Origin of the sequence: Bacillus sp. OV166, from assembly GCF_900177675.1 — a bacterium.
Classification (GTDB): domain Bacteria; phylum Bacillota; class Bacilli; order Bacillales; family Cytobacillaceae; genus Neobacillus.
In genome coordinates this window covers 4,313,734-4,328,855 of sequence record NZ_FXWM01000001.1, presented here as the reverse complement: position 1 = coordinate 4,328,855, position 15,122 = coordinate 4,313,734, and the positions used below count along the sequence as shown (strand labels likewise).

Genomic DNA, 15,122 nt, shown 5'->3' with positions numbered 1-15,122 from the left:
TGTAATTGCAGCTATTCTTTTATTACGGTCATTTTTGGAAATAAAACCTTTACAACAAAGATTGTGAAAAATTTCACTTAAAGTAATGGGTGCGTATGTTTAAGAAGGGGTTGCTGCTGCGGTCCTTTTTTTGTTATTGAGCTAACGTGGCAGGAAAGTTGCAATGAAACATTTTGCTGGAAAAATTCGTATATAATATAGCAGATATTAAAAGGGGATGTAATACTTTTTTCTAAAGAATTGGCTGCGAAAAAAGGGCATCCCTTCTGTTAATATCCTAACGAACAGAATAGTTGTTGAACATACCTCGTTATTATCAGATTTGAGAAAAAGGATGAAACAAAGGGGTGCAGAAGATGAAAAAAGTAATAAAATGGATTATCTTAATCATAGGAGCTTTATTTGGAGCAGTAGCGTGGAATTCCAATAAAAAAGAGGAACAATAAATAATGAATCAATCTTGAGTCAAGAATCAGCCGCCATTCTCGGTGGCTTTTTTTATTCAAGTAACGGTGCAGGTAAATGGAATAAGAATATTTAAAATTCAATTGAAGGTAATCCAATTTATGGAATATAATAAAATGAAAGTAGGGGGGATAAAATGTTTAAACTCATTCTAAGTGTGGGGATATTTTTTATTGCTATGTTACTTAGTTGTTACTTTTTTGTAGGTGTAAGTTTAATAAAGTCTTTACAGATGACATTTATTATAACAATTTTTCACATTTTATCCCTTTTTATCAATAGGCGTAATAAATTTGAGAAAAATAAAACCTTATAACTAATAGGTGAATGGGAATGGTTTTCTAAGGTGATTCATTTTGAATAAAATTTAACGAGAGTATAACGAAATTGACCCTTTGGTTGGTCGAAAAAACGGGTTTGTGAAGTTTTGTACTTAAACTAATGGGTGCGATAGTCGAAGAAGAAATAGTTAAACTGAACAAGTTAAACAAGTACAAAAGGGAGAAAAAACTATGGAGTCAGAGTTAATAAAAGAATTTTCGGACGATGTAATCTTGCAATTGAAAGAAGGGGCAATGAAACAATTTAAAGGTTATATGTATCTAAACGGTGGATTCCGAAAGGGTTCTCGAATTGTAAAGGAACAGGAAGTCAGGGAATTTATCTATCAATTTTGGAAAACAGGGACTATTTCCTTATGGAAGTAACGGGTGCTTGAGTTGAGTAAGGAATGGCTGCTGCGGCAGCCTTTTTCGTTGTTCCACTAACTGGCAGATTAGTGGACAATGGTAAAATTTACCGATAAAGTATTTCTTATGGGAGGGTAATATGGAACAAGTTAATTTTTTTGAAAACAGTCTTTTTTATGAAAAGGCAGAGGAAACTTTCTTAGTACACAAAAAGTTAATTAAAGAACGTATGCCCGAAGCTGATGTTCAGCACGTTGGAAGTACGGCTGTCCCTAATAGCCTTACAAAGGGTGATTTAGATATACAAGTGCGTGTTAATTCTGAACAATTCCCAAAAGCAGTTCAGACACTCTCAGCATTATATGAACTTAATGAAGGTAGTGTAAAAACGGACTGGTTCAGGGCTTTTAAAGACGATTCAACCGTTCCTCCTTTAGGAGTTCAATTAACAGTCATAGATTCTGAATATGATTTCTTTTGGAAATTTCGAGATGTTTTATTACTAAATGATAATTACAGGATGGAATATGATGAGTTAAAAAGAGAGTTTGAAGGGAAAGAAATGGATGAGTATAGGGAAGCTAAAAATGAGTTTTTCCAAAAATTAATGAACACTTCTGAATTTAATAAACTGTGACATAAGATTGTGAACAATTGTACTGATATGAACGAAACTGTCAATGCTCCCTACACAAATTGATTTTGGTTCGGTTTTTGGGCAACTCTAAGAAGAGAAGCGTTTTTCGGCTTCTTTGCTTATTAGTTGGGATTCAACCTTTTAAGGCTAGGGGATCTCCTTCTCAGCTTACTGACTGCTCCTCAAATTGGCTGTCAAGTGCTTTCCTTGACAGGCAATTTGGAGATTGAGATACTTTTTAAAGCTGAGAATGATAAATTTCTCCTTTCATATTGATATAAAAAGTTAAGCACACGGCACGAAGGCAAAAATCTCAACTGCGGTTAGCACTCTGATATTCGTGGGTTTTCACATTTTATCTTTCCGTATAAAGGAGCTTCCACTAACTTAAAACGTGAGTTAGCCTACTTGGGCATATCACAAGTACAATTTCGTGGTTTCTCCTTACCGGTTTTTACCTTTGCCTCCGAGCCCTAGGCTCCGACTTCTAAACAAAATTGATATTTATTTTATTCGAAACTATTACTTTGCCATGGAGCTATTTTCAATTTCTTGAGTTACTGCCCAGATAAATCCTGCTAATTCTCTTGCAATGGCTGTTAATGCCTTTCCAAATGCTTTTCCACGTGATAATAAACGAAAATATTTTTTATGAAGGCGATTTTGAGCTTTCCATGAGATCATTTGAACATTAGGCAATTGTCCTTCTAGTCTTTTCTTTAAATCTCCCTTTATAGCAGGTGGAAATCGATAACTCCAAGCTGCTTCTACGAGCAACCTACGAACATGACGATTGCCTGTTTTGGTAATTTTACCTTGCCTTCTGGTTTCACCACTAGAACTTTCACTTGGAATTAACCCAACGTAAGCCATTAATTTTTTGGGAGTTGCAAATCTTTTAAATGATCCAATCTCAGCCACAAGACTAGTAGCTGTAATCGTAGCTATTCCTCTTAATGATTGTAGTGCTTGAATCATTGGCGCATGGTAACCTTCGGTTGATTGTAATTTTATTTCTTCCTCAAATCGTTTTACCCTTTGCTCAATTTCTTGTAGATGGTACAGATACTCTTGAAAAACTACTTTGGATGCGGAACGTTCAAACTTTAGAGTATTTAACCATTCACGATATCTACGAGTCCACTTTTTTCCTTTGAAAGGAGGGTGAATATCATTCCGTAAAAGGAATTTAGATAATCGATGTTTGGCTCTTAATTCATCTTCTTTAGCATCTTCACGAGCCCGAACTAAATCCCGAAGGGCTTCGTCATCTTCTGTTGGCACATAAACAGGGGTTAATTCGCCGGCGCGAAATAACTTTGCTAGTTTAATCGAATCCCTACGGTCGGTTTTAATACGCTCACCTGGTTTTTTAGGGATTAAAGATGGTGCGATTACTTCACACTCTATTCCTAGGGTAAGAAAAAGTCGATGTAAACCATAGCCAGTTGGTCCAGCTTCATAGCACACTCGAAGATTCTCTTTTTCTCCAAGCTTTTTTACTAACTTTCTAATGGATTCCGGAGTGTTAGGAATCATCCCCCAATACCTTGGCTCATCACGACCTTCATCTGCAATGGCAACGGCAATTTTTTCTTTTGAAACGTCTAAACCTACATATTTTATGGTATCCTGCATAATAACTAGCTCCTTCCGTAATGTAGCTCTGATTTGGTTTGTTATTTTCAGTAAACAGTGTAACCAAATTAACCTTCGGTGTTACGAGTAAGGAGCTAGTTTCGTTCATGATAACTTAAGCTCCCTCAGTTAGATTCGATTATCTCTCAAATACTCACTTATTCGCAGGATTTCAAATAACTTGGATTACATCAGGGTACTGATGAAAAGAGTTGTAAGCATTTTGGCTACATGAAGGCATACCTAAATAAAGGAGGTAGTGATATCTCCACTATTTTCCATATAATGTACGTTTTTTCCACGCCACCCCTGGAGGTTTTCGCTCCCATGTCTCAACGGGTCAAATGCCCTCTCATTCCTTCGTCATACCTATCCAAGTGGTAGATGCCGGTCTTTCTAACGGAACGGGTCAGAGCCCTTATGCTTAAGTAATCCGGTCCTTCGTACTTTCTTTGAAATCCTACGAATAAGCCAATATTCGAAATGTATTTATCAATTAGTTTATTAATTTACCTGTAATTGAAGATATGTTGGAAATTTTATTAAGCAGCTATTGAAATTAAAGGTTGTACTTTGTCGGAACGATAAGATTCATTTTTTCTTGCCATTCCTACTAGAATTCTTGCGTACCGTGGGAACATAGTCGCAAGTATGGAGTGGGCTCAAAGATTTTTCAAGAAAATATATTAGAAAGTTTTGTTGAAGCGTATTTTGCTATAAAACCGTGGAACCACTTACAATTCAAAGATAAATTTATGGATACGCTTCTTTTGCCTGGTGTGGGACGACCTGATAATGTTAATATCCTTACAAAAGAACAAAAGAAATTATACGGGTCTAATTCTTAAACTGGCTGTTGCAAAAAAGGAGTCTTTTCTTATTAAGCTTAAGATGCAGATAGTTGAACAAAAAGGAAATTTATTGAATAACCCATTGCAAAAATTTTTAAAAATTTAGTAGGCAGGGAAAAAGTGTTTATTTAAGAAGGACTTTATTTTATTTATATTAGGTGATTCCGGTGTTTTTATTAAGTGGAGTAACTGGTTTTTTCGGTTCAAAAGATGATCAACCTCCTTATCATACAAAAAATGATGTAAAACGAGAGTTCTTTAATTCTGTCACTAAAGTGGGCGGAAAAACAGGAAACTTCTTTGAACCAGAGTATTCAACAAGTTATTATGAAGGTGTTTTCAAATATAAAGGCAGGACAATTTATGCGTTGTTTAATAAGTACCAACCTTTGATGGGATTTGTCTCCAAAGTTGATGAGTATAACTTCTCCTTTATTGATGTCCCTGAATTATTAAACGGATTCCGTAGCTATTTTAAAATCCTAAGCGTTAAGGATTTAACGACACCCTTCGAAATTAAAGAGGTTAATGGAAAAATTTTTGTTAAAAATAAACATCAATTAAAAGATGTTGAAGTACAGCAGGCACTTTATTGGAAGCCACAGACAATAGGAGAAGTAATATTTAATTCTTGGGACTGATAATACCCGAAACATAAGCCTTCCTGTTCAAATATAATGTGTTTGATGAACGGTATATCCATCCCATCAATGCGCAATTATGAACTCTGTAACACAATGAAAATGGGAGCCTGTCAGAAAATAGAAAATAGGTGATCTTATCGTTAATAAATGGTATCGGATGTTGGTGTTAATCATAGGAAATATGAGACGGATAGTTCGAAGACGTAGAGATAATGGTTGGACCGTTTATACTTCATTGGCGGAAATCGGAGGAAAGGCTAAAACATATCCTTTCAACTGGATAAAAGAAATTGATGAACATCACTTTGATAGTCTTTTTAAAGAAGATAATGAAACTGAATTTGGTATTGGTAATTTTACGTTTCGAACCGTAAAATCTGAAAATAAATTAAATCAAATGAGTGAAGCCTGTTTCTTCTTCGCAGCACCAAGTGTTATTCTGCATGAAAATTATTCACTCTCATTTCGAGATGTGCAGCCTTTATTGCTCGAAATTCTTATTAAAGATTTTGTACCACACTATAAAAATGTTAAACAATTATTTATACTTGGCGAATTTAAGGAAATACGTTTCGAAGATCTCAAAGAGGAATCAAAGAAAATAGTGGAGAATTTGATTGCTGCAAACTTCTACCCAGTTATTTCAGATTTATATCGAGGTAAATATGCAGAGAAATCTGGAATGCGAAAGTTACAATATTTTTTAATCAACAAGGAAGACATCACTCCGTTGTATTCAAAAGAAACTGAAAAAATCCAGCAGTTTATACAGAGTGCATTTTTTGACCAAAATGAACCATTTTGTCGCCAGCCTGTAGGATGGAAGCTTGAGCAAAATCTAAAGGAGTCGATCACAATTCGTTCTTTCTGTACCTTTGCAAAGGAAATTGTCCTATTGGTTAATGCAGTTGACGACAGTGTTGAAGCCATGTATATTTTCGGATGAGTTTCGTGAAAGTATTACTTGAGAGGTGCCATAGCTCCTCCTTCTTCATGATCAGGTTAAATTGAGTTCTTAAGCTAAAAGGGTGCGTTTGTAAAAATATGGGAGAAAGTTAGAGGAATAACAAATGCAGCAGATTGACTTGTTAAAAGAAAAGGGAATCCTTGTTACCGAATTGAAAAACAAAAGAAACGAGCTTCGGAAACAGTGGGAAGAAGCATTCGCAAAACACCTTAGCAAATCCCAAAAAAGAAAGATTTTTTTTCATCAGCACTTATGGCATGTATTTAGTTTTAATAAGCTTCCATGCGTTGAAGGACTAGAAGCAGGGGATGCTTTTGACAAGAAAAAGAAAGATGCTTGTTATATTTTTTACCAAGACAATGATTATGTATTATTACTTGAAAACGCTATATGGTTAAAGGCGGAGGACAAAATAAATGAAATTGATGGATATATAAATGATGTTTATGTAGTGGATAAAGATTTTTCATGGACATTTATCCATACCCATGAATACTTTTGTGGTCTTTATTTCTTTCAGCAAGTACAGGAGTAACAATTGTCTTTTTGAATTACGGGGTCTACACTATCAGCTCCAGATTTTTAGAAATCAAAAAATTTTTATAACATCATTTCATTTTTAGTTTTTTTCCATTATACTTTAAATATCAGGCTATGATACTTCTTCCTTCTACAACTCATTGGATAAAAAGCAGAGGTATCGCTTTCCTGATTATAATTATTTAAGAGAAAAATCATTAGAAAAAATCAGGCTGTGAGATATCTCGATTACCTGATTTTTTTATTTTTTTATATATAATGAATTCAAGATTGGAAGCTGATGGGGATGAGCAAAAACAGTATTTTTGTGCGCAGAAAAGGAAAATTGATTGTGAATCAAGGACCTGAAAAGGTATTATGTTTAGATGTGTTAGCCACAGCTTTAAAAAACATTGAAAAACTTGGCTTTATGTTTTCGGAAAAGTTGATAAATGCTGTTCGCACGATGAACGAAAAGGAGTTTTTATATTTCTATAATACTCTTATCCTTGACCTCCAAGAAATGACTGGAGCCCATAGAAGTTTTCGTCCAATGTATCCAAATTTTCCAACACAAGTGATGGATATGGAAGAGGCTGAATTATATCTAAATGCTATTGTTCACTATTTCTCTGTTGCTGTAAAAGATTCCATTGGGGTTAATCTCCCGAACAATGGTCTTCCAAAATATGAAAAAGTGATGCGTTCTCCCCTTATCGAAAGAACAGATCTTCGTATTTTAGAATTATCAAAAGAAGAAGACTTTATTTTAATGATTCAGAATTTAATCAGCGCAAAAACGTCGATTTCCGGAATAGATAAACAAGATGTTGCATGGGCAATCGAGCATATGGATGATATCGCTTCCTTATTGCCTGACTCAATTCCATTAAAGGAAAATGTCGCATTTATAGTTGCTCAATTACTCCAATTTAAAAAAGCAGATGTTAATGTAATTTCCAGGTATTTCGAAACAGCAACAGACGTTTTGAGATTAGCTGTGGCTCTCTCAGGAGGAGACGTAAGTTTAGCATCAAGCACCCGTTTCAAGAGCTTTAATCGTCAGGAGCGCCGTTTGCTCATGTCTTTATTGGATTCGGTTAACCATCCTGAAGAAGACATGCTTCGTCACAAGGAGGCTTGGAAGCGCTTAAGTGAACGACTGCATCCAGGAGAATTCAAATCAAAATATTTAAAAGTCTACCAAGCCTTTGAGGCAGTCCGCGGAAATGTTCCACTCCAAACATTTGGAGGGAAATTGGAGCATTTATTAGAGCAGAAAGATGCTTTGGCAGCTATTACTCTTTTGAAGAAGCGACCGGGTGATTTTGCGAGAAGGCTGGATCACATCATCCGCATTTCAGAAGAACCTCAACAAGTGGTTAAATCTTTTTCAGGAGTGGTAGGTTCTGTTTCAACGCGAGTTCTATTACAGGTTCACGCACACTTCAAAAACCGAAACAACGGCAGTGATATTCGTGTATTTTTCCCAAAAGGAAATGTTGGGAAAGCTATCAGCATTACGAATGAGCTGATACACATTGAAGAAGAAATTTGCTGCTCAGTCGTTAGCATTATCGAAGAAGAGCTTGTGACACGCTTCAGCGAACTTCCTCCGTTTGGGAAAGTATTTGTGGATAAAGAGCTACAGGATTATCTTGTTCCATTTTCCCAAAGGAGCGCTTCAAGGTCAATTCGCACCATTTCCCGCGGAAGCCAAATAAACATTCCGGACGGTGATACGATACGTGCGTATGTCTGGTGGAGGAACATGGACGGAGACGATCCTTGGGAAACTAGAGTAGACCTTGACCTTTCTGTTACGATATTTGACGAGAAATGGAAGTTTATGGACCAGGTTTCGTATACCAATCTTCGTTCTAATGGGTTCCGGATGTTTCATTCCGGTGATATTACTGACGCTCCAAAAGGTGCTGCTGAATTTATCGATATGGATATACCGAGCATAGTGAAAAACGGTGGACGATATGTGATTGTCAATGTTAACTGCTTTACTGGTCAAAGCTATGGCGAACTGCCAGAATGTTTTGCAGGCTGGATGATCCGAAAAGAACCACGTTCGGGAGAGATTTTTGAGCCGAAGACCGTGGTTGACAAGTTTGACATTACTGCAGATACCCAAATTTGCATTCCTGTTATTTTTGACCTCGCTGAACGCAAAGCGATCTGGGCGGATATTGCTTTGCGGAGAAATCCGAATTACGAGATTAATATTGAAGGAAATTTGATTGGGATTGCTGCAACCGGCAAAAGTATGACTTCACTAAAGAAGCCAACTCTTTACGATTTGTTTATGCTCCATGCACACGCTCGAGGTAAACATGTTGAATTAAAAAAAGAAGCAGATACGATTTTCTCCGTGAAAGAAGGAATAACTCCTTTTGAAATTGAGAAAATCATGGCTGAGTTTCTGGTTTAATTTAGACTGTGCTTAGTGCATAGTCTTTTTTTGTTTAAATTAAAATAGTTTTTATTTACACGAAGAAAAGACATAATTACAACTGGATGCTTTAGTGTTTGCATAGGGTGACTTTCATTCTTCTCAATTTCTAGATCTGATATCCTGTTTCTGCGTCAAATATAGCTATCCTTTTCTCCCCTTCCTGCGAAACGGATATATATACATATACTTGCCGCTTTGGGTGTACATCAGCATCATGGATCGTGACTAATCCATACTGAGCTGCGCGGGCTAAAATAGTATTCACATTTTCAAAGTTGGTTTTTTCCCTAATGTTCAGTTTTGCATTTTTAAATTCAACGTATTCTTTTTTATCAAGTGACCGGTAATAGGAATCCGCATCTTTAAATTTCTTATCTGAATTTTCCTCGTAATACATGCCCCGTGGTTCCTTGGGGTAAAGCATCCAATTTACGACTTTTATCAGTTCTTTTTTCGAAGGATTGTATTTTTTATGATCGCCCAATAATTTCACACTATATTGCATGTTATCAGAAAGAAAAATTAATTCGCAGCCTTTCTGTGTTTCACCGATAAAACCCCTATAGCCCTTTTTGAGCGAAACTGGTTTATACATGTTACTCTTCGGCAAAATGATCTCTCCTGCGGTTGGTTCTGCTTGAATTTCCAGAACGCCTGCAATTTCCTTATTCTGATATTGCAAGAAAATCTTTTTGTCTGTTACTTTTCCATTCACATGTGTCATTTTAAAGGGAAAATGCATTGGAACCAATATTTCTTTGTTGAATTTTTCTTTGTATTCTTTTGTAACGATTAGCTCATTCATATGCGGATTAGCCACATCTGAAATGACCTTGATTTTTGATATTTTGTTATTTTTTACTGATACTTCCCATATAAAGGCGATCCGATCACCGCAATCACTCGGATTATCACCCATGCAATCTTTAAAATTTCCAATCAAGATGACCGTGTTTTTATGAGTAGAAGGAAGCGTACTAAGACCTCCGATTGGCGAATTTTCCCTGATTTCAGGAATTTTGACGCCTGGCTCTACCAATGCGTTTAATTTCTTAGCGTCCCTTTCATACAATGCTCTGGAAAGTTGGTGGAACCACCGCATTTCTTCACTCATTGCTTTTGTGTACGTCGGGGATAGCGCTCCAAGAGCCAACACAATAAGGAATACTAAAATAGATTTCTTTGTTTTCATTATTTATCACCCTATTATTTATTGTTCCCAATATGCCTGACATGTATGTTTGTATTTTCATAATGATAAGTAATTGAACTGCATTCCTCCTATCGCATCACGGGTAAATAATATTCTGCTCTATTTGGAAAAATAACTGTAAAAGAAGGTTTTAGAATGAAGAGAATAGTTTCAGTCGCTGTGTTAGCAATAATAACCACAATTTTTGCTTTCAATATTCAATTAGTACATGCAGAACAAAATGATAAACCTTGGAGTAAATACCCAGATAACTCTGCCAAAAGTTTTAAAAACGCTGATTCGTTTTATAAGTCGCTTGATAGAAAGCAATATACTGAATTTGAAAATGCAAAGCTGAATATCCGAGAAAAAACTTATTTTAAGGACATTAATAGTGTTCTTTCTCGTGCGGATCAATATGGGAAATCCAGGGTCGGTGGTGATGGTTATCACCCAAATAGACAAGTTTATGTTTTTATGACGATTTCTCCAGAGGGGAAAAGGTGGCATGCTGTTTTTGACGCGGAATTAGGAAGGAAGATTTTCGAAGGACGTCATAAATGAGTGGAAAGTAACTCCAACTGTTGATCTCCGGATAAATCTAAGTTATAACTCCTGATAAAGTACAGGCAGAGGAAAAAAATCCAATAAAAAATGCAATTAAGCTTTTAATCCATTTTATGGGGAGGCGAGTGGTAACTTGGATGAGTATGAAAAAATGATGACGGAGTTTGATGAATGGTTAGAGGATGCAAAAAAGAAAATAAAGTCCTCGGTCCAAATCGATCCATCGAAGTTAGATGCTTTTGTAAAGATTATCTCCGAGTTGGTCAGCATCAAACAGAAGTATGATGACAAACTGTCAGAATTACGCACTGCTGCGAAAGAGAAAATTGTAAGGTTGGAGTATTCTAAAGGCGGAGAAACGATCCATCGTGGATACTACTGTCCAAGTCCAGTTTTAGATTTAATCATTGGTGGGATGAAAAGGGGCAGACTGTTCAAAAAGAAGAAACCTGAATTTGGGAATTACTCGTACGAATATGGCTTTGATATGGACGGTAGACTGCTACGAGTAAAGGGTGTAAATGAGTTTACAACTCCAGACAGTCGTTTTAACGAAGAGTATTTGATATATAACGGAGATGTGGTTTATGGTTTGGAATTTGATAACTTAGGCGAATTGGGAGTGGTGTCCAAGTGCATTTACGATAACGGAAAATTAATGAAGTATGAAAGAAGCATGTGTGGGATGGAGAAATTTGCTGATCTTCATTATGAGGAATACACATACGACAACAATAGGCTTTCCAAAGTGGATTTCTTTTTTAATATTTCGCCGCAATTAGAACTGTATGAAGAGGAAAGATTAAGTGTAGAACACGATCAAGATGGCAATATTATTAGGTTAATCAGCGATGAAATTGTGGATGGTAAAGCAGAGCAGTTTATATATAATGTTAAACCGCCCAAAAAATAAGTGGCTGCACTAAAAAGATAACGGGATAGGGGTAGCTTAATACACAAAAGGAGCGAAAGCGTGGTAAAGAAAATTTCAACCAGCTGCTTATTACTTTTGTTGTTTATCCCGCATGGGAGAACATATGCAATTGACCGCGTGGTTCTAAACAGTGTGCCAATCGATAGAGCGGATATGAGAATTTACTTATTAGCAGATAAAAAAAGCTGGATGGACTATGAAAATTTCTCGGTTCAAGTCGGCGAACAAGGTCAAGATGTTCTTTATCATTTTCCCGATTGGTATCACGGTAAATATGATTCAGCTTTATATTTTGTAGATATAAGCAGTGACAAGCAAAAAGATGTTGTGGTCGTGTTGAACAATGATAGAGCAGGACTTGGAAAGCCAAATAAAGATATTCATATTCTAAACCAAATGAACGATTTACTATTTAAAGAAGTGCCGGTCGAACCGGTTAGTGAAACACTAAATCGCCTTGCCAAAATAGATCAAAAAGGGAATGTGGTAACGATTCTTGCAGGTAAGAAGGAACATAAAATCAATTTATCCAAGTATCATTTCGTTAACCCGCGCACTCCGCACTTTAGCGTTGAGACAATGGAATATACCATTGAAAAAGGAACATTAATTGGAATTGTAGGTGCATATGTAGATCGAAATGATGCCGTTGTAGGTGGGCTTCTTGGTCATTTGAAAATTAAATATAGATGGGGTGGAAAAAGGTATATCGCTCAGTCAATTACATTTAAACAGGCTGTGCCTGAACCATAAAAACTCGCCAAGTAGCGAGTTTTTTATTGTCTTTTTGGTTGAATTAAGTCTTGAAAATGTGGAGGGAGCTCATATGATTCGAGATGCTCAAAATTCTTTAACTTGATTTGACTAGGAATTATAGTTGGAGCAATTTCAAAAGTCAATCTGTCTTTTCCTATTGGGTTATGAGCTCCAAACACTGGTGTAACTTCTAATGTGATTAAAAAATGAAAAGTACGGAATCCACCAATTCTTTCTACCTTTTCGATTTCAACTTCGTAAGGATACACCATTGAGGTTTCAGTGAAATATTTGGAATAGTAATTGCTTACCGCTTTATCTATTTCTGGTCCTAGTAAAAGCATTAAGATATCATTGACCATCATTTCTTTCGTATCCTGAGGTGGCGCGGTACTTTCATGTTTCCACCCTGTCAGAAGCCAATCAAAAAGCTCAACTGATTTCAATCGAATCTTTTGATCATTTTGGGTGAGGATGACAACACCATCTGCCAGCGTACAAAATTTTTTTTGATTTTGAACATAGCAGTCATAAGCAGGTTCTACTATAGCAACATCAACGTTCTTCATTTTTATTTTTAAGACGGCAATCGGAGTTTTTTAACTAAATCCGATGTTTCTTTTACAGTGCTTGCTGTGTTAATCCATTCAATCACCTTTTTGATAACAAATGATTCAATACCATCATTTTCATTGAAAATACGCGTTCCGCCAGAAGTGCGGTATATTTGCATAGAAGCAACATCATCCCATTTCATGTGGACATTTGCCTGTACTAGTTGAATCGGGAGGAAAAGTCCTGAAAAGACCAGGATTATTATTACTAACTTTTTCATTAATATCTCACCACCATTGTAGTGCCTCAAATGCCTTTTATTATTTTTCCTCAATTCAAAATCTTGATGATTGCCATTCTTTTGTAACAAATGACTCCATCATTGCTACCAAGGCAAAAAGATCAGTTTTATAAGTAATTTCAGCTATGGTAAATATATGTGAAATATACAACTATAGATAAATCTCCATAGGATGAGGAATTATTTGCATTTCCTAATAAAAGTCCATGTGGGAAAAATATTAAGGCACCAAAATTAAAGGAGGTTTCCAATGGTCTACATTAAGGCTATGCTGGTTTGTTTGCTTTCATTTCCATTCCTGTTCAATGTTCCAGCAGCGCAAGCAGCTCCACCGGAAAATGAATTAAACCAATATTTGGCTGGAATTGGATGGACAAAACAGGACTTACTGGACTACCTTGATTACTATGAAATTCCTTTGGATGATTTCAGTACAGTGGAAGAGCTTAAGGAAATTTTGGGAACCCCTATTAACTCGACAAATTTTCAGGAGATGTTAACGAAATATGGTCTGACAGAGAAGGAATTTAATGATCTCATGGACCATTTTGGTGACTCCAAAAATGAATATAAATTTAGCGAGGATTTGGATGCAGCAGTCGAATTCTATGTCAATTATGATGATTTCATGGCGGAAGCCGAAAAGGGATTAGCAGAATTCGGCATAACAGAAGAAGAATCGGAGAGATTTTTCAATTATTTAGCTGAAGTGGAAGAAAAAAATAAAGACCAGCTCGACCAAATCGCAACAAACGATACGCTCTGGGAAAAATTAGCGAATGTAGAGGACCCTTCCCAATTAAGCGATCAAGACCTAGATGAAATGGTTCAAATATTGGAGGAAATCATTTCGCTTTATGAAGTAAAGGTGAATTTGAAAGCTGATGGACAGGCTGTTACGTTAAAGGATTTATTGAAAATGCAAGAACCTCCAGGCAATTTATCAGCTAGTGTGTATAGCAATTCAGGGGAGCTTCTAATCGATTTTAACATTCCTAAAGAATATTTTGAATCCCTGGAAGGTCTTGAAGAAGGGGAAGACATGTTGCACTTAGGTGAGATTTCAGATGATTATGTCGACCATATGCACGAGGAAAAATATGAAGATGCACAACAATTAAAATAATGTAAAAGCCCTTCTCTTTTGAGAGGGGCAATTTCATTCGGTCAGACTCTTCCTTCAATTATTTGCTTTCGATGCTGGACGGCTGTCAGTAATTTATAACCTCTAAGCTTAGGAATCATGTTATCGAGAAGTGTAAGCGCCTCTTCCTTTTTCCCATCATAAACGGCTTGATCGACATCCAATATGTTTAAAAAGAAGGTATCTTTTATCTTTGCTTTATTTTGTTTGAAAGCTTCTACGTCGTCTTCATTAATCGCGATATCCGCCAAAGCGTACCACTTTGTCTTATGTTCGCCCATTAGAGAAAGAAGCTCTTTTGCTTTTCCGTATTGTTTTCGCTCGATTAAGAGCATTGATTCGGAGTTTCGTTTCGCCTTTTTGGAACGGATTTTCTCCATCGCTTGTTCTGATGCCGATAGATCCCCTTGAAGAAATTGATAAAGAAATTGCAAATGTGGAGCTTTGGATTTTTTTAAGTACGCCATCATCCTTTCGGCATCTTTTCCAAATAAAAGCGGGTTTCGAAACAAGAAATAAATAAACACGACAATCAATATGCCATACATGAGCCAGATGGGAACCTGGAAAACTCCCATCAAAAAAGCAAACAGAACGACTAGCAGTAAAAACCAAATCATAGAATCCTCCGTAAAAGGTTTTATTCCTATTTTTACCACACATTTTTTTTACATGGATTTATCAAATGAAGAAATAAACCCCATTCCTTTATGTAACGGGTTCACTAACTTCTTTCATAAATGCATCAGTATTATTATTTGAATTAAGAAAACGAACTATTTATATGGAAACATTTTCA

The 15,122-nt window shown here is 36.2% G+C and carries 15 protein-coding genes; 10 read left to right on the top strand and 5 right to left on the bottom strand.

Annotated features, from left to right (window positions below; genetic code table 11):
- Nucleotides 1-977: 977 nt before the first annotated feature.
- Nucleotides 978-1,172 (top strand): hypothetical protein, encoded by a 195-nt coding sequence (locus CCK98_RS21170; protein WP_088088392.1) that lies wholly within the window; start codon nucleotides 978-980, stop codon nucleotides 1,170-1,172.
- A 121-nt stretch (nucleotides 1,173-1,293) separates the two neighbouring features.
- Nucleotides 1,294-1,791, top strand: coding sequence for a GrpB family protein (locus CCK98_RS21165; protein WP_088088391.1), 498 nt, complete (start codon nucleotides 1,294-1,296; stop codon nucleotides 1,789-1,791).
- Nucleotides 1,792-2,313: 522 nt separating this feature from the next.
- Here CCK98_RS21165 and CCK98_RS21160 read toward each other — a convergent pair.
- Nucleotides 2,314-3,429, bottom strand: coding sequence for an IS110 family transposase (locus CCK98_RS21160; RefSeq protein WP_088088390.1), 1,116 nt, complete (start codon nucleotides 3,427-3,429; stop codon nucleotides 2,314-2,316).
- A 1,018-nt stretch (nucleotides 3,430-4,447) separates the two neighbouring features.
- Here CCK98_RS21160 and CCK98_RS21155 point away from each other — a divergent pair.
- The 4 genes from CCK98_RS21155 to CCK98_RS21140 all read left to right on the top strand — a co-directional run bounded on the left by CCK98_RS21155 (nucleotide 4,448) and on the right by CCK98_RS21140 (nucleotide 8,850).
- Nucleotides 4,448-4,921, top strand: coding sequence for a hypothetical protein (locus CCK98_RS21155; protein WP_088088389.1), 474 nt, complete (start codon nucleotides 4,448-4,450; stop codon nucleotides 4,919-4,921).
- Nucleotides 4,922-5,105: 184 nt separating this feature from the next.
- Complete coding sequence (locus tag CCK98_RS36490) at nucleotides 5,106-5,870, top strand: hypothetical protein (protein WP_256942429.1); 765 nt, start codon at nucleotides 5,106-5,108, stop codon at nucleotides 5,868-5,870.
- A gap of 124 nt (nucleotides 5,871-5,994) precedes the next feature.
- Nucleotides 5,995-6,426: a DUF4275 family protein gene (locus CCK98_RS21145; RefSeq protein WP_088088388.1), complete on the top strand. Its 432-nt coding sequence runs from the start codon at nucleotides 5,995-5,997 to the stop codon at nucleotides 6,424-6,426.
- Between the two features lie 291 nt (nucleotides 6,427-6,717).
- A complete protein-coding gene (locus CCK98_RS21140; RefSeq protein ID WP_088088387.1) occupies nucleotides 6,718-8,850 on the top strand; it encodes a TerD family protein in 2,133 nt (710 codons plus the stop codon).
- Nucleotides 8,851-8,980: 130 nt separating this feature from the next.
- On the opposite strand, the gene CCK98_RS21135 is transcribed toward CCK98_RS21140, so the two are convergent.
- Complete coding sequence (locus CCK98_RS21135) at nucleotides 8,981-10,066, bottom strand: hypothetical protein (protein WP_088088386.1); 1,086 nt, start codon at nucleotides 10,064-10,066, stop codon at nucleotides 8,981-8,983.
- Between the two features lie 156 nt (nucleotides 10,067-10,222).
- On the opposite strand from CCK98_RS21135, the gene CCK98_RS21130 reads away from it, so the two are divergent.
- From CCK98_RS21130 to CCK98_RS21120, 3 genes are all read left to right on the top strand, one after another.
- Nucleotides 10,223-10,630 carry a hypothetical protein gene (locus tag CCK98_RS21130; RefSeq protein ID WP_088088385.1) on the top strand — a complete coding sequence of 136 codons (408 nt, stop codon included), beginning with the start codon at nucleotides 10,223-10,225 and terminating at the stop codon, nucleotides 10,628-10,630.
- Nucleotides 10,631-10,766: 136 nt separating this feature from the next.
- Nucleotides 10,767-11,546, top strand: coding sequence for a hypothetical protein (locus CCK98_RS21125; RefSeq protein ID WP_088088384.1), 780 nt, complete (start codon nucleotides 10,767-10,769; stop codon nucleotides 11,544-11,546).
- A 60-nt stretch (nucleotides 11,547-11,606) separates the two neighbouring features.
- Entirely contained in the window at nucleotides 11,607-12,320 is a 714-nt protein-coding gene (locus CCK98_RS21120) for a hypothetical protein (RefSeq protein WP_088088383.1), read from the top strand.
- A gap of 23 nt (nucleotides 12,321-12,343) precedes the next feature.
- On the opposite strand, the gene CCK98_RS21115 is transcribed toward CCK98_RS21120, so the two are convergent.
- Together CCK98_RS21115 and CCK98_RS21110 are read right to left on the bottom strand one after the other, a co-directional pair.
- Nucleotides 12,344-12,892 carry a DUF3888 domain-containing protein gene (locus tag CCK98_RS21115; protein WP_088088382.1) on the bottom strand — a complete coding sequence of 183 codons (549 nt, stop codon included), beginning with the start codon at nucleotides 12,890-12,892 and terminating at the stop codon, nucleotides 12,344-12,346.
- A gap of 8 nt (nucleotides 12,893-12,900) precedes the next feature.
- Nucleotides 12,901-13,158 carry a hypothetical protein gene (locus CCK98_RS21110; RefSeq protein ID WP_088088381.1) on the bottom strand — a complete coding sequence of 86 codons (258 nt, stop codon included), beginning with the start codon at nucleotides 13,156-13,158 and terminating at the stop codon, nucleotides 12,901-12,903.
- Nucleotides 13,159-13,429: 271 nt separating this feature from the next.
- Between CCK98_RS21110 and CCK98_RS21105 the strand changes: the two genes are divergently transcribed.
- Nucleotides 13,430-14,305: a processed acidic surface protein gene (locus CCK98_RS21105; RefSeq protein WP_088088380.1), complete on the top strand. Its 876-nt coding sequence runs from the start codon at nucleotides 13,430-13,432 to the stop codon at nucleotides 14,303-14,305.
- A 41-nt stretch (nucleotides 14,306-14,346) separates the two neighbouring features.
- Here the strand turns inward: CCK98_RS21105 and CCK98_RS21100 are convergent, their stop codons facing one another.
- A complete protein-coding gene (locus CCK98_RS21100; RefSeq protein WP_088088379.1) occupies nucleotides 14,347-14,943 on the bottom strand; it encodes a hypothetical protein in 597 nt (198 codons plus the stop codon).
- Nucleotides 14,944-15,122 lie beyond the last annotated feature (179 nt).

What these genes read in the sequence shown, in the direction of transcription:
- CCK98_RS21110 (WP_088088381.1), bottom strand. Translation starts at nt 13,158, where the DNA reads ATGAAAAAGTTAGTAATAATAATCCTGGTCTTTTCAGGACTTTTCCTC.
- CCK98_RS36490 (WP_256942429.1), top strand. Translation starts at nt 5,106, where the DNA reads ATGAGACGGATAGTTCGAAGACGTAGAGATAATGGTTGGACCGTTTAT.
- CCK98_RS21165 (WP_088088391.1), top strand. Translation starts at nt 1,294, where the DNA reads ATGGAACAAGTTAATTTTTTTGAAAACAGTCTTTTTTATGAAAAGGCA.
- CCK98_RS21105 (WP_088088380.1), top strand. Translation starts at nt 13,430, where the DNA reads ATGGTCTACATTAAGGCTATGCTGGTTTGTTTGCTTTCATTTCCATTC.
- CCK98_RS21145 (WP_088088388.1), top strand. Translation starts at nt 5,995, where the DNA reads ATGCAGCAGATTGACTTGTTAAAAGAAAAGGGAATCCTTGTTACCGAA.
- CCK98_RS21135 (WP_088088386.1), bottom strand. Translation starts at nt 10,066, where the DNA reads ATGAAAACAAAGAAATCTATTTTAGTATTCCTTATTGTGTTGGCTCTT.
- CCK98_RS21130 (WP_088088385.1), top strand. Translation starts at nt 10,223, where the DNA reads ATGAAGAGAATAGTTTCAGTCGCTGTGTTAGCAATAATAACCACAATT.
- CCK98_RS21170 (WP_088088392.1), top strand. Translation starts at nt 978, where the DNA reads ATGGAGTCAGAGTTAATAAAAGAATTTTCGGACGATGTAATCTTGCAA.
- CCK98_RS21160 (WP_088088390.1), bottom strand. Translation starts at nt 3,429, where the DNA reads ATGCAGGATACCATAAAATATGTAGGTTTAGACGTTTCAAAAGAAAAA.
- CCK98_RS21140 (WP_088088387.1), top strand. Translation starts at nt 6,718, where the DNA reads ATGAGCAAAAACAGTATTTTTGTGCGCAGAAAAGGAAAATTGATTGTG.
- CCK98_RS21100 (WP_088088379.1), bottom strand. Translation starts at nt 14,943, where the DNA reads ATGATTTGGTTTTTACTGCTAGTCGTTCTGTTTGCTTTTTTGATGGGA.
- CCK98_RS21115 (WP_088088382.1), bottom strand. Translation starts at nt 12,892, where the DNA reads ATGAAGAACGTTGATGTTGCTATAGTAGAACCTGCTTATGACTGCTAT.